This is a genomic window from Actinoplanes sp. NBC_00393 (assembly GCF_036053395.1).
GTDB lineage: Bacteria > Actinomycetota > Actinomycetes > Mycobacteriales > Micromonosporaceae > Actinoplanes.
Genome location: NZ_CP107942.1, coordinates 3,437,008 through 3,456,067, shown reverse-complemented (window position 1 = coordinate 3,456,067; position 19,060 = coordinate 3,437,008). Strand labels below are relative to the sequence as shown.

The window sequence follows — 19,060 nt, the reverse complement described above, 5'->3', positions numbered from 1 at the left end:
GGTCAGTGCAGCAGCCCTCGGCGCCCCAGCTGTCGGCAGTACCCGGCGAACAGCACGGCGACGACGCCGATGCCGAGGTCGAACCACGACGTCGCAGCCCCCAGCGCCGCCCACCGGTCGCGGAATCCGAATGTCGCCACCAACAACACCACCTGGGCTGTCGCGCTGGTCACCGCCGCCACGACCGCCCAGCGGCTGCGTGCCAGCAGCAGGCATGCAGCCGCGAGCCCGCCGACGATATTGATCGTCCAGACGACGCGCAAGGCGAGGGGATAGCCGGTGAAGTAGGCGACGCCGTCGGGTCCGAACTGCCGGCTCATGTAGCCGGTGTCGCCGGCGAGGATAAGCAGATAGTCGCGGGCGCCGCCCGCGTACAGCGCCAGTATCACGATGGCGGCCACCCACAGGTGCCACGGCCGGGAGGTACGGGGTGTGCGAGTCGGTGCGGTCACACGCTGATCCTCTCGATGGACGCTTTCCCGAACGCGTCCATCATGGATGTCGAGCCGCCGCACTGCCCGGCCGGCGATGGCCGCGGCGTACCCGGTCGGCGGAATCCCGGACGGAGCTGCCTGCCGGCCCTGGTATACCTGCTGACGTGGCTATTCCAGTGGTGGAGCGGCTGAGCATGATCATTGTGCTGCTCAGTGACCTAGCGGTCATCGCGCTCCTGGTGCGCTGTCTGCGCGCCCGCGAACGGTACGACCGGGATCCGATGGTGCCGCCTGGCCCGGTTTCGGTCATCATTCCGGCCTACAACGAGAAGGAGGGCATCACGGCGGCTGTGCGTGCCGCAGCAACTGGTGACCATCCACACGGCATCGAGGTGGTGGTGGTCGACGACGGCTCGACCGACGGCACTGGCGACCTTGTCGAGGCGATGGGCCTGACGAACGTTCGGGTGGTGCGCCCGCCGCATCGCGGCTACGTGGACAGCATCAGCGTCGGCCTCGCCTGGAGTCGGCACGACCTCGTCGTGGTCGTCGACGGCGACGGCGTCGTGGAACCCGGCCTCGTTCGCCTGCTGACCGGACCGTTCGCTGACCCGCAGGTCGGCGCGGTCGCGGCGCACACGAAGGTGGGGAATCGCGGCTCGTGGACGAGCCGAGTGCTGCATGTCGAATACGAGACGCGGCTCAACCCGGCGCGTCACAGCCGATGGGGTCGCGCGTACGCAGGCTCCGGGAGTGCCGTGGCTTTCCGCCGCGGGGCGCTGCAGGAGACCGGCGGCTTCAGTGACGACACGCTGCGGCCGGACGTCGATGCGATCATCTCGCTGGAGCGCGACGGCTGGAAGGTGGTGTACGAGCCGGCCGCACATGCATGGACGGAGGTCCCGAGCTCGCTGTGGCAACTGCGCCGGCAGCGCGGGAGGTGGACGGCGGCCACCATTCTGCGGGTCGGCAAGTATCTGCGCGCGCCGGGACAGCAGCAGCGGCAACCGGACTCGTGGTCATGGCGGGCCGCCCTCGTCGGTCAGGTGGCGGTACCGGTTCTCGCACCGCTGGCGGAGGCACCCCTTGTGGTCGCGGTCGTCACCGGGAACGCGGATCTCGGCGTCGCGTGGGCGTCCGTGCTGGCCGGGCACATCTTGGTGGCGGCCGTCGCACTCAGGATGAGCCGTGAACGGCTGGCGCCGGCCCTCATCGCGCCGTTGCAGGTTCTTCTGTTGCGCTACCTCAACGCCGGGCTCATGATCCGGTATCTCCAGGCCGCCTTGCGGGCGTGTCTCGAGGGACGCCAGCTGGTGCGGACCGCACTCAGCGGGCGGTATCTACGGTGAACATCGTGATGCCGCGGCCGCCGCCGACGGCGACCCGCTGGCCGTCGGCAGACACCGCGCAGCAGGACAGCGGCCCGTCGGTGCGGCTCATGGTGAGGCAGCGGCCGGCGGCAGCGTCCCACAGTCGCACGGATCCGTCGTTGTCGGTGGCGGCGAACCAGCTCCCGTCCGCCGCGAAGGCAACGGCGGTGACCTGACGGGGCGCCGGGCTGGTGTGCCCGTCCGGCGGCGGAGCGTCGGGATGCCGGCTGGTGGACCACCGCTCCGTTCCGGTCGATGCGTCGAACGCGGCGAGCGTGCCGTCCACGAAGCCGGCCACGAGCAGGTCTCCCGAGGGTGCGATCCCGAGCGCGCTGACCCGTCTGGTAGGCGTGCTCCACAACCGGCGGCGAGACGCCATGTGCACCTGGTGCAACCCATCGGCCGAGCCGAGTACGACCCGGTCGCCGTCGGGGTGCGCGAGGATCGTCGTGATGCGCTCCACGTCCACGGGGCATTCGTTGATCTGTGCGCCGTACGGCACCCGGTACTGGCGAATGTGTTTTGCGTCGACGGCGGCGAACCAGGAGCCGTCCAGCGCCAGGTCGATTGATTCCCCGGGGGAGACGCCCACGGTGCAGGACTCCACGATCCTGCCGAGCCGATCGTAGATGACCACGCCGGTGCGCCCGACGACGGCGGCTGTCCCGTCGGGCCGGAACCGCAATGCCCGGGCGACATCGTCGGTGGCGGTGACGAGGTCGGGTGATGACACCGCCCACAGCCGGGTGCCGCCGTCGCGCCCGGCGGAGCCGACGATGCGGCCGTCCGGGGCGAACGCGACTGCGGTCGTCGGTTCGGCGTGTGGTGGCGCCACGGCGTTCACGCGTGCCGGGCGGGCGTCGACGATCTGGACGGTGTCGTCGGCGTAGCCGATCGCCAGCCGGTCGTCGTCGTTGAAGACGGCGACCGCGTTCACCCACGGACGCCGGTCCGTGGGAGGCTCGAGCCGTCGCCCGGACTTGTCCCACATCTGGAGGCGGCCGTCGCCGATCGTGACGATCCACTGCCCGTGCGACGGCATCGCCACACCGGTGACCGGGTTGTCGTGGCGTACGAGTTCGCTCTCGAGTCTTCCGGTTGCGCAGTCCCATCCCCGTACGGTCCGGTCTCCGGCACTGATCAGGCCGTTTCCGCCGGTCTCGGCGATCAACTGGTGGATCGCTCCGCTGTGCCCGTGAAGGACCACACGTTCGGTCAGCGACGTCGCGTCCCACACGCGGATCGTGGCATCGTTGCCGGCGGTGGCGAACCAGTCGCCGTCCGGGGCAACGGTCGCGGTGTGTACGGCACCGCGGTGCCCGGTCAGCATCGCGACGCACTGTCCGCCTTGCACGTTCCAGACGCCGACGGTGCCGTCACCGCCGGCCGTCACCAGGCGTTCCCCGTCCGGGGTGACGGCGACCGCCTTGACCCAGCTCGAATGCCCGCGTAACCAGGTGCGCAGTGCCCCTGTTGCGGCGTCCCAGATGCCCACGGCGCCGTCACCGCCGGCGGTGGCCAGCCAGGAGCTGTCCGGTGCGATCACCACCCCGCGCACTGCCCGGCGGTGACCGGTGAGGGTGGCGCGTACCTGCATCCGGGTGGTGTCCCACAGGCGCACCTGCTGGCCCGCGCTCACCCACCACTGCCCGTTGGGTGCCACCGCCATCACGTCGGTGGCACGGTTGCCGTCGAGCACCCGGTCGAATTGCACATGGGAATCGGGCAGGGGCCACGCCGGGTTCAGACGTGGCGGGTGGGACAGCGGCGAGGGTTGCGCCGCCTGTTCACCCCAGAGGGGACTGCCGTGCATGCGGGCGTGGAGCACGTCGACGAGCGCGTGCGCGGGCTCGGTCGGCGCCAGCAGATGCGCCGCCTGCTGCAGGGCGCGGCGAGCCGTGTCGGCACGCGGTGTGCCCACCGCAGCCAAGTCGGCCAGCGGGGCGTAAGGCCCCTCTCGCAGCAGCCGCGCACCGATCCATCGCAGGTCGGTGGCCAGCGTTTCCGCCTCGTCGGTGCGGCCGGCGTGGGTGAGGTGCCACAACAACTGGTCCCAGAGGTACCGCGCGTTCGCGGGCAGCGTCCACCAGGCCGGCACCCGTGCCGGGGACGTCGGTGCTGTCCCGGGCGGCGCGGCGGCGGCAGGCACCCGGAACGCGTCGAGCAGGGCGGTATGCAGGTGTGCTGCCTGATCCCGGCCGAGCTCGTGCATCAGGAAGTCGCGTACCACATCGTGGACGCTGAGGTGCCCACCGGCGTGCGCGGACAGCTGCAGCAGGGCGAGATCGGCCAGGCGCCGGCAGAGCCGGCGCCCGTCGACCGGGTCCAGTCCGCCGGTCGCCTGCCACAGAGCGAGCACCACTTCGACCGGAATCTGCTCGTCCTCGGCGAATATCGCGAGCTCCGCCAGCCGTTGCCTGTTCTCGTCGGTCAGCAGGGACCGGCTCGCGTCGATCGTGGCTTGGACGGCGAGTGCGCGCTGCTCGGGTTCGTCGAGGTCGACGTGCCCGGGCTCACTCGGATCCGCGGCCGCGGGTCCTAAACGGCGAAGCCGGGCCAGGACGTCGGCAGCGGCGCTGTCCGCGACAGCCCCGGCATGCACGAGATCGACCAGCATGCGATTGACCAGCCGCAGCAGCAACGGCCATCGGCCGGTCGCGCCGAGCAGGCCGCTGAGCAGGGAGCTGGAGATCGGCGGCAGCTCCCAGGTGAGCATTTGCCGGGCCTGAGCCCACGAAAGCTGGTCGACCAGGACGGTCGCCGCCTGCTCCGGCAGTGTCGACGGGCTCCGGGTGGTGATGAGTCGTGCGCACTTTGCGCCCCCGGACAGGAACGGCTCCAACTGCGCACGGTCCCACACGTCGTCGATGACCAGCAGAACCGGCTTGTGCGAGTCGAGGATCCGGCCGAGGTGCTCGCCGGCGAGCCGGACGTCCTCGAGCGCCGTACGTTTGCCGTTGATCATTTCGGCAAGGTCGCAGACCTTCGACGCGATCGCCGCGCGATCGCGCAGGTCACGCCCGAGAGTGACCCGGTAGATCCGGCCCTGGAAACGCTTTTGCACCCGCCGGTCCCGGCACACCATGGCGGCAAGCGTGGTCTTGCCGAACCCGCCGGCGCCGTGCAACGCGGTGGTGATGCCGACGGTCCGGCCGGTGGTCAACTGCTGAATCAGGGCGCGCAGCTCGGTGGGACGCTCGATCACCCAGCCCGGCACTGCCGCCGGGGCAGGTGGCAGCGGACCGTCGCTTGCGTTCGCCTCGCTGCGATGGCTCAGCGACAGCATGACGGCACCGATGATCAGCAACGCAGCGTTGATCACAGCGACGGACTCGAACGGGTGCCGCCGAAGTACCTCCAAGCCGTACGGCCAGGGCGGCGGAAGCGCTGTCGCGGCGTTGACGGCGATCGCGAGGGCTGCGGTGAGCAGAGTGGAGACAGCGCCGAGCGGCAGCACGACCGCCAGGAGACTGCGCCGGCGTCTGATTGTCATGCACCGCCTTCCGCCTGCGGGCGCCGGAGAGCAACAGCGTACGGCAGCGTCGCGGCGACCGGACATCACCGACTGGAATGCCATGTCAGAGGTGATCTGTCCACTACGACAACGAGGTGGCCTCCCGGGCTCTTGGCTTTCCGTCAGCGACACACGAGGTGACGGCGGCACGTCGTCGACGCATCCCGGACTGCGGCTACGGCGTGCGGCGTGAGGACCAGGCGCCGGTGACCATCGACGTCATCGACGTACGTGCGGTCCCTCGGCTCCGACCAGCTGTAGATCCCGTACGAGACGGTGGGCTGGCTCGCCCGACTGCGGCCGCGGCACTGACCGGTGGCGGGCGGTGCCGGTGGCGGTCGCCACGGCGCTGCCGGCCATCAGCGAGGAGTTCGGTTTGCGGCCTGTGCTGCTCGCCGGCCGGGCGCTGCAGGGCGTCGCCGCCGCGTTCGCCCTGCCCGCCGCTTTCTCCACCGCCGCCGACGCGGCCGGCCTGGTGCTGTCGCCGGTCCTGGTCGGCGGCGTGATCAGCTCCACCCTGGGCCCGCTGCTGATGCGCCGCTTCAGCTCGCGCACGATCGTGGTGACGGCGTTGGCGCTGTGCACCCTGGCGCTGACAAGATCGCCACCACCAACAGCCTGCCGCGGCTCGTGCCCTGGTTGCCGCCGCGGTTCGGTTCGGCGCTGATCAACCCGGCTGATTCCCAGGACCCGGTCATACCTCCGAGTAGGTCCCGGGAATCAGCCGTCGGTCGCGGCGCATCGTTCAGGTACGGCTCAGCGGCGGAACTGGAACCAGTTGACGTTGACGAAGTCGTTCGGCTGACCGCTGGTGAAAGTCAGGAAGACGGTGTGCCGCCCGGTCACGTTCGCCACGTTGCCGGGCACCGAACGCCAGGTCTGCCAGCCGCCGGTGCTGGCGATCGCGAAACTGCCGATCGGTGCGTTGGAGCGGCTGTCGATGCGTACCTCGACCAGGCCGCTGGCCGCGGTACCGGAGGCCACCCGGGCGACGAAGTCGCGCACGCCACCGCTGCCGAATTCCACGTTGTTGTACTGCGCCCAGTCACCGTTGGCGATCCAGCCGATGTTCTGCCCGCCCTCGCTGCACGCCTCCGTGGCGATGCCGCCCTGGGCGTTGAACGATTCCGCTTGGATCTGGGCGTACGCGTCGCGCACTCCACCCGGCGGGTTGGAGGTGGGCGGGGTGGTGGGGCCGCCGCCGCGGGTGTAGACGGCGACGTAGTCGACCAGCATCGAGCGGCCGGAGACGGTGGCCGCGGTCGGGGTGGTGAACCCGGCGACACCGTTCGGGAAGCCGCCGCCCATCGCCACGTTCAGCAGCAGGAAGTAGCCGTTGTGGCTGGTCATGTTCGACCAGTGCGGCTCGCCGATCTGAGCCTGGGTCACAGTGTGATATTGCTGGCCGTCGACGTACCAGCGCAGCTGGTTGGGCGAGACGCTGCGGTCCCATTCGAACGCGTACGTGTGGAAGGCCGACTGGCAGGTGGAGCCGGGGCAGGCGCGGCTGGCGCCCAGGCCGTTGGTCTCGTTGCACGGGCCGCCCGGGTTGACGCCGCAGTGCAGCACACCCCAGACCGAGTTGATCCCGTTGACGTTCTCCATCACGTCGAACTCACCGATGGCCGGCCAGTTCTGGTAGTTGCCCCGATAGGGCGCACCGAGCGCCCAGAACGCCGGCCAGTAGCCGAGGGCCGCGTCGCCGGTGACGTTCGGCATCTGGATGCGGCCTTCGATGCGCAGGACGCCGCCGGTCGGCGCCTTGAAGTCGGTGCGCTGGGTTTCGATGCGGGCCGACGTCCACTGGCCGTTGGCGTTGCGGATCGGGGTGATGCGCAGGTTGCCGGACCCGTCGTGGGCCAGGTTGGCGGTGCTGTTGGTGTAGTTCTGGATCTCGCCGGTGCCCCAGTTTGCCGGGCCGCCGGGGTAGTTGTGACCGGTGTCGATGATCCAGTTGGCGCCGCTGGGCAGGGTGTTGGCGGCGCCGGTGAAGTCGTCGGCCCAGACCTGGGTCCAGCCGGACGGGGGCGGCGGGAGCGCCGCGTCGGCGGAGGCGGCGATCGCTGTCAGGCCGGCGGCGGTGAGGAGAGTGGCGGCTGCGGCCGCCAGGCGAGTACGCAGTGTCACGGGGATGACCTTCTTCCGAGTTCGCGGAGAACGGCGGAGAGAGCGCTCTCAGAAGTTTCCGTCCGGTTACGTGACCGTGTCAACATATTCGACCGTCGATGCCTTGGCGCCGGGCGTCCACCAGTTCGCCCGGTGTGCGACGACCACGGATCCCACGATGCCGGCGACCAGGGCCGCCGCCGCTGTCGTCGGCTCATCAGCACGGCTGACGTCGATCGGCGGGACGACGGTGGTGCCCGTACACGCCGGAGCTGGGCCGGGTGGCCTGACCGAGTCACATGCAGGCACATGCCGGTTCACTCGGGTGAGCCCGCACCGTGGATGATCTCCGGCATGGTGGATCCCGAGGTGACCTGGCGTTCCCGGAAGGTGGCCGGCCGGCATGGCCCGGTGCGCACCCGTGAGTACCTTCCGGCGGTGCAGCGGCCCGATGCCGAGGTGGTCGTCTGGGTTCACGGTGGCGCCTATGTCGGTGGCAGCCTGCGGATGGCCGAGTCGCATGCGGTGGCGATGGATCTGGCGCGTACTGGGCGGCCGGTCGTCGCGGTCGACTACCGCAAGGTGTCGTTTCTGCCGCTGCTGCTGACGAGACGTCCCGTTCGGCCGCACCGCAACAACTTCCCGGTGCCGGTTCACGATGTACTTGACGCCTACCTGGACACGGTCGGCCGCTATCCGGCGCGCCGGGTGGTGCTGGGTGGGGCGAGTGCCGGCGCGAACCTGTCGGCCTCCGCCACCCTTCGCGCGGAAGGCCACCGGCCGGCGGGCCTGATCCTCGCCTACGGCGCCTTTCACGTGGAGTTGCCGTCGATCCCGGCCGCGTTGCAGGCCAGTATCGATGCCTCGGCGGTGAGACGTCAGTTCACCGCGGAGGCGTACCGCCGGATCACCCTGAACTTCGTCGGCGACGTGACGGTGCTCGACGACCCGGCGGCGTCTCCGGCGACGGCGGCGGTCGGCGGCATTCCGCCGACGCTGTTCGTCGACGCGGACGCGGACACGCTGCGGGCCTCCAGCGAGCTGTACGCCGAGCGCCTCAGCGATGAGGGCGTCCCGGTGGTCGCGACCGTGGTGAAGGGCAGTTCCCACGGGTTCCTCAACAAGCCGACATCGGTCCACTACCGGGAAGGTCTGGCAGTCATGCGGAGGTGGCTCGACGAATTGGACCGGCTTTCACCTCACGAATGAGTGCCGATTAGCCAAGGCTGCCCGGGCAGAACGGCCATCCTCGTTGGTCCGGCTGCATCCTCGGCACGCGTCTGTCGGAGGCTGCTCCAGCTCTGCTCGTGCGGCGCGATTCGGTGCCCGGCGAGTCGGCCGAGGCTTTCAGCGAGGGCACAGGCGGGGCACAAGCCGATCCTCGGATGACCGGCTTTCCTTGCGTTGGTCAGCCGTACCCGTGACGAAGGGTGACCTTGATGCCTCCTTACACCCTGTCCCGCCGATCGTTCGGCGCTGCGCTCGCCGGCGTCGTCGGCTTGGCCGTGCTGGGCGCCTGCGCGGAGACCAGTTCTTCGGGAGGCGGTGACACCGCGGGCAGCGGGCTGTTCGACGACAGCACCGTGCACGACATCGGGTTCACGTTCGAGCAGGCCGACTACGACGCGATGATCGACGCCTACGTCGCGGACAGCTCCAAGAAGTGGATCGAGGCCACCGTCTCCATCGACGGCACCACCTTCGAGAAAGCTGGGCTGCGCCTCAAGGGCAACTCGACGCTGCGCGGGCTCACCAAAGCCGGCAGCACCGACACCGGGAGCGGCCAGCAGGGTCGTGGTGGTCCGGGTGGCGAACTTTCCTCCGACAAGCCGCAGGATCTGCCGTGGCTGGTCCGCCTCGACAAGAACGTGGACGGGCAGGCGTTCGGTGACTACACCGAGTTCGTGGTCCGGTCGAACAACTCGGCGACCGCCCTCAACGAGGCGGTCGCTCTCGAACTGCTCGGCCTCGCCGGGCTGGCCACCCAGAAGTCGGTCTCCACCCGGCTCAGCGTCAACGGCGGCACCGAGGTGCTGCGGCTGATCGTGGAGAATCCCGGCGACCAGTGGGACGCCGCCAACTTCTCCTCCGCCGGCATCCTCTACAAGGCTGAGGCCGACGGCGACTACAGCTACCGCGGTGACGACGCCGCCGACTACGAGGACGTCTTCGACCAGGAGAGCGACACCGACAACGAGAACTACGCCCCGCTCGCCGCCTTCCTCAAGTTCATCAACCAGTCCGACGACGCCACCTTCGCCGCTGAGTTGGATAAGCACCTCGATGTGTCGGCGTTCACGACCTACCTGGCCTTCCAGGAGTTGATCAAGAACTCGGACGACATCGACGGTCCCGGCAACAACTCGTATCTCCGCTACACCACCGACACCGACCAGTTCACCGTCGTCGCGTGGGACCACAACCTGGCCTTCGGCGGCATGGGCGGTGGCGGCGGCAACCGGGGCGGCGGCCCGGGTCGCAACGGCGCGGTGATGCCGAGCGGCGCCCCCGACGGCGGCGGCCAGATGCAGGCCCCCGCAGGCGGCGGCCGGATGGGCGGGCGCAGCAACATTCTGGTCACCAGGTTCAACGCCGACGCGACCTTCAAGGCCTCGTACGACAAGGCGCTCACCGACCTGAGGGCCGGCCTCTACACCAGTGGGAAGGCCGCCGAGATCCTCCAGCAACGCGCCGCCGTCCTCACCGCCAAGGCCACCGACCTGGTCAACGCCGACACCATCACCAGCGAGGCCGACGCCATCAAGGCCAACTTCACCTGACCGCCGGACATGCCGGCGAAAGGGTGCAGGCCTGCGAGGCGCCCGGCAGGACGGCCGACCAGCCGCCGTCGACGACGAGGTTCGCGCCGGTGACGTAGGAGGCCAGGAACAGTGCGCAGCGGACCACCTCTTCGGGTGTGCCGATGCGGCCGAGCGGGATGGCCCGGGCGATGGTGCGCATCGGATGGTCGGCGGCGAGCAGATCGTTCTCGGTGGCGGGTGTGCGGATCATGCCGGGGCTGATTGCAGTTGGCGCGGATGCCGTGGGTGGCGCCTCGGCGGCCAGTTGCCTGGTCATGGCGACCACACCACCCTTGGTGGCGGTGTGCGCGATTCTGGTGTTGGTGAGCGAGCCGGTGATACCCGGTCGATCAGTTCCTGATCGCGGTGAAAGGCGAGGGGGCCGTCCAGGCTGACGGCGGTGACTGGGAGCCGGCCACCGCAGGTCAGGTGGCGCACTGGCGTGCCGGTGAAGAACATACGACCCGGGCGGTCACCGACCTCATGGCAGTGGCCGTGGAGGTCGCCGGCCCGCAGTGATGCCGCTCAGGAACCGTGTGCGGTCTGCCAGGCCACGATGATTTCCGGGCGTAGCCGGCCGCGGTCGGAGACCGGTAGGCCTTGGTCGCGGGCCCAGGCGCGGATCTCCGCGCTGGACGGGCCGGGCGCCGCCGGTGCCTGGGCGAGGTCGCCGATCGCCGGTCCGATCCGGGCTGCCGCCGCGTCTTCGGTGTCGGCCCAGGCGTGCGCGGCGGCGAGGTATCGGTAGGTCCATTCGGCGGCGAGCGGACGCGTTTCGGCGTACACGATCGGCACGCCCGGCCAGCGCACCTGCACCTCGGCCAGACCGTCGGCGACGACCGCCGGGCGTACCCGATCGAGTTTGAAGATTTGTGAGTAGCGGTCCTCGACGACCAGCGCGGCGCGCGGCAGTGCCGCGAGGTCGGCGAGTAGATAGCGCAATTTGCCGCCGGTCAGGCTGCCCACCAAATCGGCCAGAGACTTGCGTTCGACCGCTGCCACCAGCCGCCCGGCGCTGGTCACGCCGTAGTCACCGACCGGCAGCGCCCGCCGCACGACGGTCACCTGCTGGCCGGTGAACCGGTACGGGTACTGCTCGCGGGTGTCCACCACGATCTCCAGCTCGGCGATCCCGGCGGCCCGGGCGGTGGGCAGCCGCACGCTCGGGCGGGCCTGTTTGCGGGTGCGCGCGGACTGCCAGAACACCGCGTCGCGGCCGCGGGCGGTGGTGAACACCAGCTGGGAGCGGTTCTCGCGGCCGCGGTCGAGGACCAAGTCGATGGCGGCGCCGCGCCGGGTGCAGGAACGCAGCGGGGTACGTTCGACGAGCTCAGGGTGCGCCGGCCACTCGTCGGTGCTGACCGGGTAGCAGTAGAGGGCGTTCTCCCGCGGCCAGGTGCCCGAGGTGCGGAACACCAGGCCGCCGGAGAGCGGGATCCGCAGCAGGTACGGCAGCCGCGAGTCGGGGTCCGGGTTGCGGGCGATCAACAGGTCCACACCGATCAGTGTGCCGTTCGGTGCGGGCTGTGTGCTCGCGGTGCGGCGGTGAGTCCGCCGGTGGTGCTCATCCGGCGGCCGGGGCCAGCGGCACCCAGTCCAGCTCACCGGCGCGGATGGCTGCGGCGAGGCGATGTTCGGCTTTGCGGCGCCAGGCGTTGGCAGGGAGCGAAGCCCTCTGGCGAATCGAAGCCAGCGAGGCCCCGAATCCGGCAGGATTCGAGGCCACAATTTCTGCTGGTTGGCGATTGCCCTTACTGGGCTGACCAGGGCGCAAGATACCACCACTGGTCAGGCAAATCGTCTGAGCATGTCCATTGGATGGCCTGTACGGGCTGCAAGGTCCCATTGGGAATGCCTACGCACTTACCGCTGTTCAGGTTTTCGATCCGGTAATAGGGGACCCCGGAGCTGTTCTTGCCGGCCGGTCGAAGCCACCACATCTGATCCCTTAGTACAAGATAATTCCACTGGATTATCTTGCCACCATTTTTCGTACTTGATGCGCTGACGCCCATTGCCATCCATTTCGAGGTGCCACCATTGCGGATGGACTGGAACGTGTTGGTGGTGTGCAGCGGCTCACTGAACGTCCACGCCTGGTCTTGATTGCCCTCGCGTTTCCACTGGATGATCGGTGCTCCGTTGTTTGCGCTCGAATTGCTGACGCCGAGCACGGAACCGGTGAGGTAGTTGATGATATAAACCCATTCGGCGCCCGCCGCGTTCACTTGTCGCGCCGGCGTGGGAGCGGCCTGCGTTGCGGACCCGAAGCTCAGGACGGTAATCAGCGACGCGGCGAGGATGGTGCCCAACCGTCGTCGACCGACGCCCGTGACCTGGAGGCTGATGCCCAGCAAAACGTTTTCCCGTCAGTAGGAGTGGACCGTCGCCCATGGACGTCGGCAGCCATCGATGCGATCGTATACGATTCTGGGTGGAGTGCAAGATCAGTGATGCGCCGCGGGACACTCGTAAACTCGATGACGACGGACGCGTCGGCCTGTGCGCCGGATCGAGATAGTGATCATGGCCTTGAACTGGGTTGATGGAAATCAAAGCGCGCCTCAGACCGTCGTCAAGCCGTCCGGACCATCCAGGCCGTGTTCAAACAAGTCGTCGAAGACTCGGCGAGCGCGGCGGTCACTGGAGGGCAGCAGATGGGTGTAGACCCGCAAGGTGAAGGCGGGGTCTGAGTAACCGAGATGCCCGGCAGCATCACGGATGCTCATGCCGGCGGCCAGCAACATCGATCGATCCTGTCCAGAGAGGATTTGACTGATCGAGGCCCGGTGAAAGAAAAGCGCACCTGACCTGCAAGGATTTGGGTGTCGAAGCTGTGTCCCCCAGCAGAATCGGGTGCATAGCCTGGCCCGGAAACAGTGATCGCCGAGGCCGTAACCCCGGCGAATCGTGTCTCTGAGCGGTGTCCGATGATCGACACAGGCCAATTCCCGATATACCGTAAGGCTATCTACCGCTATTCCATTGAAATAATGTGCGAGGGGCCCGTCCGGGTGAACTCTTCCCGGACGGGCCCCTCGTTTATTGCGCCTGCAGCTGGACCCGCTGCCCATCACCAGCGCCAGCGGCGAACCGCTGATGGCGCCCTGGCGTGATGGACGTCCGATGCCTGCGCGGCTCACCGGCGCGGGGGTGTCACCGATCATCGTCGGCTCAGGGTTGCGTGCGGCCATTCGGCGCTTCGGCTGGTCCCCGCGCGCGCAGCTCGGGTCGGTTCGAAGCGAGCAACCAGGCGGCCAGGGTCGCGAAGAGCAGGGGAGTGAGCAGCTGCATGTCGGGTACGACGGCGAGAGCGAGGAAGAGGCTGAGCCAGCCGTTGCGGGTGGCGGCGACGACGATGCCGGTGATGGCGGCGGCGACGGTGAGCGTCACCGGTAGCTGCGGCCAGAATGCGTGTGCGCAGTAGCCCAGCGCGGCGCCGACGAACACCATGGGGAAGATGCGACCGCCCCGGAAGCCTGCGGCGCTGGCCACGAGCATGGCGACCAGCTTGACGGCGGCCAGCCCGAGGAAGCCGAGGGCCGTCGTGGTGGCGGCGTAGCTCGACAGGTCCTTCATCTCGTCGAGCCCTTTGAACAGGGTGATCGGCCCACCGAGCGCGCCGAGGAGCCCGAGGACCAGCCCGGCGGCGGTCAGCAAGGCGACGGGGTTGGTGATCCGGTGCAGGATGCGGTGCAGCGGGTCGAGCACGTACGCCGCGGCCACGCCGGCGGCACCGGCGACGAGGGCGATGAGGACCGCGATCGCGACGTGCGTGGGTCCGCCGATGTCCTCTGCGGGCAGGCTGATAGCCATGTCGAGGTCGGTGAACTGCAGGATGACGTAGGACCCCGTGCCGGCCGCGACCAGAGGTGCGAAGAGGCGGTCCCACAGCGGGATCCGGGGGTCGCCGGCGTTGATCTCGGACAGCATCAACGCCGCCGCGACCGGTGTCCCGAACATCGCACCGATGGTGCCCGCCGTGGTCATCCCGATCCACTGCGGCACGGGTACGCGCGTGAGTAGGCGCCCGCCGATCGCGACCGCCAGCGCCGCGTTGACCGCGAGGATCGGGTTCTCCGGTCCGAGGCTGACTCCGCCGGCCAGCATCAGCACCAGCGCAAGCGCCAGCCCGGGGACCGCTGCGGCCGGAAGGGGCTCGGACACCAGCTCGACGGTGGCGGAGTCGGGCCCGGCGTGACCGGGCACGAACCGGATGACCAGACCGACGGCCAGCCCGGTGATCGTGAGGACGGTGACGATCCACACCGCGGAGTCGGCCGCGATCCCGAGAGCCGCGGAGGCGTCGTCCCAGACCAGCCGTTGCAACACGCCCGCGAGTGCCGAGAGCCCCCAGAGCAGGAGCGCGCAACCCGTACCCACCGCCATCGCGACCGGTGTCATCGCCAGCAGCCTGAGCACGGGGACGCGGCCGCCCGCCGGGGGCGATCCTGGCATGCCGCGGCGCTATCGCCGGGTGACGATCGGCGGGACCCAGGTGCCCTCGGTGATCCCGGCCTGGCCGCCGTACGCGCGCAGGTAGAGCGAGAAGGCGCCCGCCGGCGCGGGAAGCCAGTTCGCCTTCCGCTCACCACCCGGGGAACCGTGACCGACGACAATCGTGAGCGAGCCGTCGTCGCCGTAGACGAGAGACTTGTTCTTCGTGCCGAGCGAGAACCGACGCAGGTCGTTCGGGTAGAAGAAGTGGTCCGGGTCGTACATCGTCAGTGACCAGAACCCGTCGACCGGCGGGAGGCCGCCGGCGGCGAAGGTGACCTCGTAACGCTGCTCGCCGACGAGCCGGCGGCCACCGCTGTCGAGGTCGGTGTAGAAGTACTGCGTCTCGTTCGGCCGGTTCTCGAACATGTTCGAGCGCGCTGTCGCCGCTCGGTTGTAGTAGTCGAGCCCCCACTGGGAGTTGTTGACCGACCGGTTCCAGCCGTTGCCGGCGTCCTTGCCGTTGAACTTCCAGAGCATCGCGTTCGCCACGAAGGTGTCGTCGGCGGCCTGGAACGCCGTCACCATCTGCGCCTTGATCTGCGGGTCGCGCGCCCCGGCTTCGAGCAGCGCCGAGAACTGGGCGCAGAGCGCCTCCTCGCCAGGCTGCGGGGAAATGCTGTCCAGGACCTCGCCGAGCTTGTCGAAGAAGGTCTCCGGCAGGACCCACTTCGTCTCGCCGCTTCCGGTACTGGGGCCGGCGTCGAAGCTGGGGACGTCGGCCCAGTCCTTGGTGCGCATCTCGCCGGTGAACTCGGTGAGCGGGTAGACCATAACCTGGTTGACCACGGACTGGATCGCGGCCCGGTCTTCGTCGGTGTCGTCCATGAAGATCCGGGGGATGGCGTTGGCGAGGGTGGTGGGACTGCGGAACACGTCGGTGAGGCCCTCCGGAACCTTGCCGTCCCAGCTCGGTCCGACGAGCAGGTAGTGTCCGGCCCGGCTGCCGTACGGTGATCCGAGGTGGCCGAACTGGTCGGTGCGGGCGTCGTAGAAGGCGTAGACGTAGAACCGGTCGCCGAAGTCGGGGACCTGCACGACGACCGGCTGTTCGTCGAGGGAGAAGAAGCCGAGGCCGTAGACGACGTCCTGGTTGGGGCAGGCGATGAACCGCTCGTCGGGCTCAATGTAGTCGTTGAGCATCGCGATCTGCCCGGTCGGGGAGGCCGGGAGCACGCCGCCCAGGCGGCCGGGCTCAGGCGCGGCGCTGAGCCGGGCACGACGGTTGATCATGTTCACCATCGGATAGCCCCACACGTACGCGAGCTGCGACAGCGCCGCGACGTACGACGGGTCGAGTGCGGAGCTGCCACTCGGCAGCGCCAGAGTGTGGTCCTGATCTGCGATGCTCATCGAAATGCCTCCGTGGAAATTCCCGGCCTTAGCCGTGGGGAGGAATCGGATTGCCTGCGGAGCAGGTCAAGGAAAGCCGGTCCGCCGTCAAGGCGGATAGGTGTCTGGTCAGGCGTTGCGCTGGTTCCCGACATACCTGTTCACGTTCTGCAGGGTGGCGCCGCCGACGGTGGCGGCGAAGGACGAGTTGGTCCAGAGGGTCCGCATCCGGGATTTGAGGTGCGGGAACTCGGTGCGCAGCAGGCGGGAGGACCGGCCCTTGATCTGCTTGACGAGGCGGTGGATGCCTTACTGCGGATCGACGGTGACCAGCAGGTGCACGTGGCGAGCGGGCGGGCCGCCAGGTAGTGCCGGTACCGCCCGCCTACACCACGATGACCTGCTCCGGGTGCGGCGAGAGAGCCAATCTCCGCCTCGGACTGGGTATCCGCGCTTTCGAGTGCACGGCCTGCGGCTACACCGCCTGCCGTGACCTCAACGCCGCGAGGACGATCCTGGCCACGGCTGAACGCGACCGTGCCAGTGCCGACGACGTCAGACATCAGATCGCCTCCTTCCGGGAGGATTGGTCGGATGCAGTCCGAGCTGGGAATCCAGGGCCTGACAGCCCCGGAGGGAAATCCCCCGACTTCATTCGTGGGGATCGTTAAGTGCTGGAGTTCCTCTCGTCGGTTTCCTCGGCCTGCGTGGCGTTGTAAATCGCTGACCCGGATCTCGAAGCGTCGACCGTGAGGCGCGCCGTCAGCCCCGGTGGAAGTCCGAGGGCTTCCACGTTCCGTCGAACGCCGGGCCGCCAGGTCCGTAGACCCGGAAGTAGGCGAACCACTGGGCGCCCGGCCTGGTCTGCAGCCATGGCGCGTCGGCGTCGGCCGGCCGCTCGGGGCCGAAGTGGAGCACGATGTTGCCGTCCTGGTCCGGGGGCATGTCGTCGCGCAGCGAGGTGAGCACCGGCTTGAACTGCTCGGTGTTGATCTCCGAGCGGGTGTCCAGGTCGTACAGGGTCACCGACCAGAACTGCTTGGCCGGCACCGGCGACGGCACGGTGAGCGTGTAGCTCTTCCCGCCGTCGAGTGCGGCGCCGTGGGCGTCGGTGTTGGCCAGCCAGTAGATCGACCCGGCGCCCTCCTGGTGCATGAACATCTTCGGGGTTTCCAGGGTGGCCTGGTAGAACCAGCGTTCGCGCACCGACAGGCGCAGGAACCCGTCCTCGTAGTAGCCGTTGCTGCCCTCGGAGAACACCACCCACTCCCAGTGCCGGTCGGGCCAGACCAGCCGCTCGGGTACGTCGCTGGCGAAGGCAGCGACGACCAGCTGCTCGTCGGCGATCCGGGCGGCCTCGGTGAGGATCTCTCGCAGCTGCGGTGACGGTTCGAACGGCCGGTCCTTTCGTAGGCCGAGGTCGGCGAGCATGCCGTAGGCGTTGTAGTACGCCGGGGACGGCACATCGAGGTCGAGGGCGCGCTTGAGCGCCTCCCACACGCCGAAGGTGCCGTCGACCTCGCACGGGTTGGCGATCAGCTGCCGGTCGGAGACGTCGGTGAAGTCGTTGGGCGGCGGGTCGCCGGCGTCGGCGAGCGGGTACAGCTTGATCGTGCGCAGGTAGTCGAGACCCTGCTTCGGGTCCGGGAACGGCGCCCGGGCACAGATCAGGAAGTGGTTGGTGAGCAGCTGGCGCACCTGGTAGCCGTCCGGCACGGTTCCGTCATGGCCGGGCGGCAGGAACAGGTACTTCGCTCCGGCGCCTGCTTCTTTACCGACCAGCCCCATGTTCGTCACGAACTGGAAGTTGGTGTCGTCGACGACGCCCATCAGCGGTCCCGCCGGAATCTCCACGACGACTGGGCCGGCCGAGGCGTCACCCCAGGCCAGCCCGTACGGGGTGTCAGAGTTCTGGGTCAGTGTGACGATGTCCGGCGTGGTCAGCTGAATGAGGAAACCACGGTTCGGCGCGGCGCCGTACTTCTCCAGGGCCTCGAAGTTCAGCACCATCGACAGCGTCGGGTAGAAGAACTTGTACGCCTCCACGGCCCTGTTCAGCAGGGCCGCGCCCCGGATACGGACAACCTCAACGGAACTCGGTAGCTGCTTCACCCCTGGAGTACAGCGACCCCGGCCAGCAATCGGCCTCACCCAGGGCGGGTGAGTTCACCCGATTCGCATGTTGCAGGGCGAACCCCACGCCGTCGACCTGGCAGGCGAGGCCCGGTTCGCGAAGACCGCGACCGAGGCTGGCATCGAGGCTCAGCCGTACAGGCTTCATCTCGCCGGGGTGATGAGTGCCGGGCCTTCACCGGTCAGGGTGCGGGTATGGGTGAAGCGATCGGACAGTCCCTGCCCACGGCCGTCGGTGTGGCGCTCAGCCCGATTCCGATCATCGCGGTGATCCTGATGCTGACCACGCCGCGGGCCCGCACCAACGGGCCTGCGTTCGTGCTCGGCTGGCTGCTCGGTCTCGGCGTGGTCGGCGCGCTCGTGCTGACACTGGCCGGCCCGTCCGCCAGCACCGGCGACGACGGCGCGGCGACCTGGGTCGGCTGGCTGAAGCTGGTGCTGGGCGTGCTGGTGCTGGCCATCGCGGCACGCCAGTTCCGTGGTCGCCCGCGCTCCGGTGAGGAGGCGTCCATGCCGGGATGGATGAACGCGATCGACCAGTTCGGTGCCGGAAAGTCGCTGGGCATGGCGGTGCTGCTCTCGGCCGCGAATCCGAAGAATCTGCTGCTGGCGGTGGCCGGGGCGGCGGCGATCGCACAGACGGGTATCCCGGGCGGGCAGCAGGCGGCGGCGTACGCGGTCTTCACGGCCATCGCGAGTCTGGGTGTTGCCGCGCCGGTGGTGCTCTACCTGGCGATGGGCAAGCGGTCGGAGGATCTGCTGGCCCGGCTCAAGGACTGGATGAGCGCGCACAACGCCGTGATCATGTCGGTGCTGTGCCTGGTCATCGGCGCGAAGTTGGTCGGTGACGCGCTGACCGTCCTCTGGTGAGAT

General features: G+C 68.9%; 16 protein-coding genes and 2 pseudogenes. 7 read left to right on the top strand and 11 right to left on the bottom strand.

What is annotated here, in order from left to right; all coding sequences use genetic code 11:
• Positions 1-2: 2 nt before the first annotated feature.
• Entirely contained in the window at positions 3-401 is a 399-nt protein-coding gene (locus OHA21_RS16330) for a hypothetical protein (protein ID WP_328474851.1), read from the bottom strand.
• Positions 402-598: 197 nt separating this feature from the next.
• Between OHA21_RS16330 and OHA21_RS16325 the strand changes: the two genes are divergently transcribed.
• Positions 599-1,783 carry a glycosyltransferase gene (locus tag OHA21_RS16325; RefSeq protein ID WP_328474849.1) on the top strand — a complete coding sequence of 395 codons (1,185 nt, stop codon included), beginning with the start codon at positions 599-601 and terminating at the stop codon, positions 1,781-1,783.
• Here OHA21_RS16325 and OHA21_RS16320 read toward each other — a convergent pair.
• Positions 1,761-5,297 (bottom strand): NB-ARC domain-containing protein, encoded by a 3,537-nt coding sequence (locus OHA21_RS16320; protein ID WP_328474847.1) that lies wholly within the window; start codon positions 5,295-5,297, stop codon positions 1,761-1,763. The two genes, OHA21_RS16325 and OHA21_RS16320, sit on opposite strands and share 23 nt — an antisense overlap.
• Positions 5,298-5,643: 346 nt before the next feature.
• On the opposite strand from OHA21_RS16320, the gene OHA21_RS16315 reads away from it, so the two are divergent.
• Positions 5,644-5,985 (top strand): hypothetical protein, encoded by a 342-nt coding sequence (locus OHA21_RS16315; RefSeq protein WP_328474845.1) that lies wholly within the window; start codon positions 5,644-5,646, stop codon positions 5,983-5,985.
• An 89-nt stretch (positions 5,986-6,074) separates the two neighbouring features.
• On the opposite strand, the gene OHA21_RS16310 is transcribed toward OHA21_RS16315, so the two are convergent.
• Positions 6,075-7,445 (bottom strand): carbohydrate-binding protein, encoded by a 1,371-nt coding sequence (locus OHA21_RS16310; RefSeq protein ID WP_442875101.1) that lies wholly within the window; start codon positions 7,443-7,445, stop codon positions 6,075-6,077.
• 288 nt (positions 7,446-7,733) lie between these two features.
• Between OHA21_RS16310 and OHA21_RS16305 the strand changes: the two genes are divergently transcribed.
• Positions 7,734-8,633: an alpha/beta hydrolase gene (locus OHA21_RS16305; RefSeq protein ID WP_328474843.1), complete on the top strand. Its 900-nt coding sequence runs from the start codon at positions 7,734-7,736 to the stop codon at positions 8,631-8,633.
• Between the two features lie 230 nt (positions 8,634-8,863).
• Entirely contained in the window at positions 8,864-10,204 is a 1,341-nt protein-coding gene (locus OHA21_RS16300) for a CotH kinase family protein (protein WP_328474841.1), read from the top strand.
• Here the strand turns inward: OHA21_RS16300 and OHA21_RS16295 are convergent.
• A complete protein-coding gene (locus OHA21_RS16295) occupies positions 10,197-10,538 on the bottom strand; it encodes an SDR family NAD(P)-dependent oxidoreductase (protein ID WP_328478438.1) in 342 nt (113 codons plus the stop codon). The two genes, OHA21_RS16300 and OHA21_RS16295, sit on opposite strands and share 8 nt — an antisense overlap.
• Positions 10,539-10,582: 44 nt before the next feature.
• Here OHA21_RS16295 and OHA21_RS16290 point away from each other — a divergent pair, with 44 nt between their 5' ends.
• A complete protein-coding gene (locus tag OHA21_RS16290; protein WP_328478436.1) occupies positions 10,583-10,744 on the top strand; it encodes a hypothetical protein in 162 nt (53 codons plus the stop codon).
• Between the two features lie 6 nt (positions 10,745-10,750).
• Here the strand turns inward: OHA21_RS16290 and OHA21_RS16285 are convergent, their stop codons facing one another.
• The 6 genes and pseudogenes from OHA21_RS16285 to tnpA form a co-directional block, all read right to left on the bottom strand.
• Positions 10,751-11,722 (bottom strand): ERCC4 domain-containing protein, encoded by a 972-nt coding sequence (locus tag OHA21_RS16285; RefSeq protein ID WP_328474839.1) that lies wholly within the window; start codon positions 11,720-11,722, stop codon positions 10,751-10,753.
• A 254-nt stretch (positions 11,723-11,976) separates the two neighbouring features.
• Positions 11,977-12,582, bottom strand: a complete 606-nt coding sequence (locus OHA21_RS16280) for an RICIN domain-containing protein (RefSeq protein WP_328474837.1) — start codon at positions 12,580-12,582, stop codon at positions 11,977-11,979.
• A 207-nt stretch (positions 12,583-12,789) separates the two neighbouring features.
• Entirely contained in the window at positions 12,790-12,972 is a 183-nt protein-coding gene (locus tag OHA21_RS16275) for a hypothetical protein (protein ID WP_328474835.1), read from the bottom strand.
• Between the two features lie 427 nt (positions 12,973-13,399).
• Positions 13,400-14,629 (bottom strand): ion channel protein, encoded by a 1,230-nt coding sequence (locus tag OHA21_RS16270; protein WP_328474833.1) that lies wholly within the window; start codon positions 14,627-14,629, stop codon positions 13,400-13,402.
• 63 nt (positions 14,630-14,692) lie between these two features.
• Complete coding sequence (locus OHA21_RS16265; RefSeq protein WP_328474831.1) at positions 14,693-16,075, bottom strand: DUF1254 domain-containing protein; 1,383 nt, start codon at positions 16,073-16,075, stop codon at positions 14,693-14,695.
• A 108-nt stretch (positions 16,076-16,183) separates the two neighbouring features.
• Positions 16,184-16,399: pseudogene (tnpA, locus tag OHA21_RS16260) on the bottom strand (IS200/IS605 family transposase); the annotation flags it as partial.
• A 14-nt stretch (positions 16,400-16,413) separates the two neighbouring features.
• On the opposite strand from tnpA, the pseudogene OHA21_RS52735 reads away from it, so the two are divergent.
• A pseudogene (locus OHA21_RS52735) lies at positions 16,414-16,725 on the top strand (zinc ribbon domain-containing protein); the annotation flags it as partial.
• Positions 16,726-16,816: 91 nt separating this feature from the next.
• Here OHA21_RS52735 and OHA21_RS16255 read toward each other — a convergent pair.
• Entirely contained in the window at positions 16,817-18,166 is a 1,350-nt protein-coding gene (locus OHA21_RS16255) for a DUF1254 domain-containing protein (protein ID WP_328474829.1), read from the bottom strand.
• 216 nt (positions 18,167-18,382) lie between these two features.
• On the opposite strand from OHA21_RS16255, the gene OHA21_RS16250 reads away from it, so the two are divergent.
• On the top strand, positions 18,383-19,057 hold the full coding sequence (locus OHA21_RS16250) for a GAP family protein (RefSeq protein WP_328474827.1): 675 nt from the start codon (positions 18,383-18,385) through the stop codon (positions 19,055-19,057).
• Positions 19,058-19,060 lie beyond the last annotated feature (3 nt).

Coding starts and splice junctions, on each gene's coding strand:
- OHA21_RS16275 (WP_328474835.1), bottom strand. CDS start 12,972: ATGTTGCTGGCCGCCGGCATGAGCATCCGTGATGCTGCCGGGCATCTC.
- OHA21_RS16265 (WP_328474831.1), bottom strand. CDS start 16,075: ATGAGCATCGCAGATCAGGACCACACTCTGGCGCTGCCGAGTGGCAGC.
- OHA21_RS16270 (WP_328474833.1), bottom strand. CDS start 14,629: ATGACACCGGTCGCGATGGCGGTGGGTACGGGTTGCGCGCTCCTGCTC.
- OHA21_RS16305 (WP_328474843.1), top strand. CDS start 7,734: ATGCCGGTTCACTCGGGTGAGCCCGCACCGTGGATGATCTCCGGCATG.
- OHA21_RS16320 (WP_328474847.1), bottom strand. CDS start 5,297: ATGACAATCAGACGCCGGCGCAGTCTCCTGGCGGTCGTGCTGCCGCTC.
- OHA21_RS16250 (WP_328474827.1), top strand. CDS start 18,383: ATGGGTGAAGCGATCGGACAGTCCCTGCCCACGGCCGTCGGTGTGGCG.
- OHA21_RS16300 (WP_328474841.1), top strand. CDS start 8,864: ATGCCTCCTTACACCCTGTCCCGCCGATCGTTCGGCGCTGCGCTCGCC.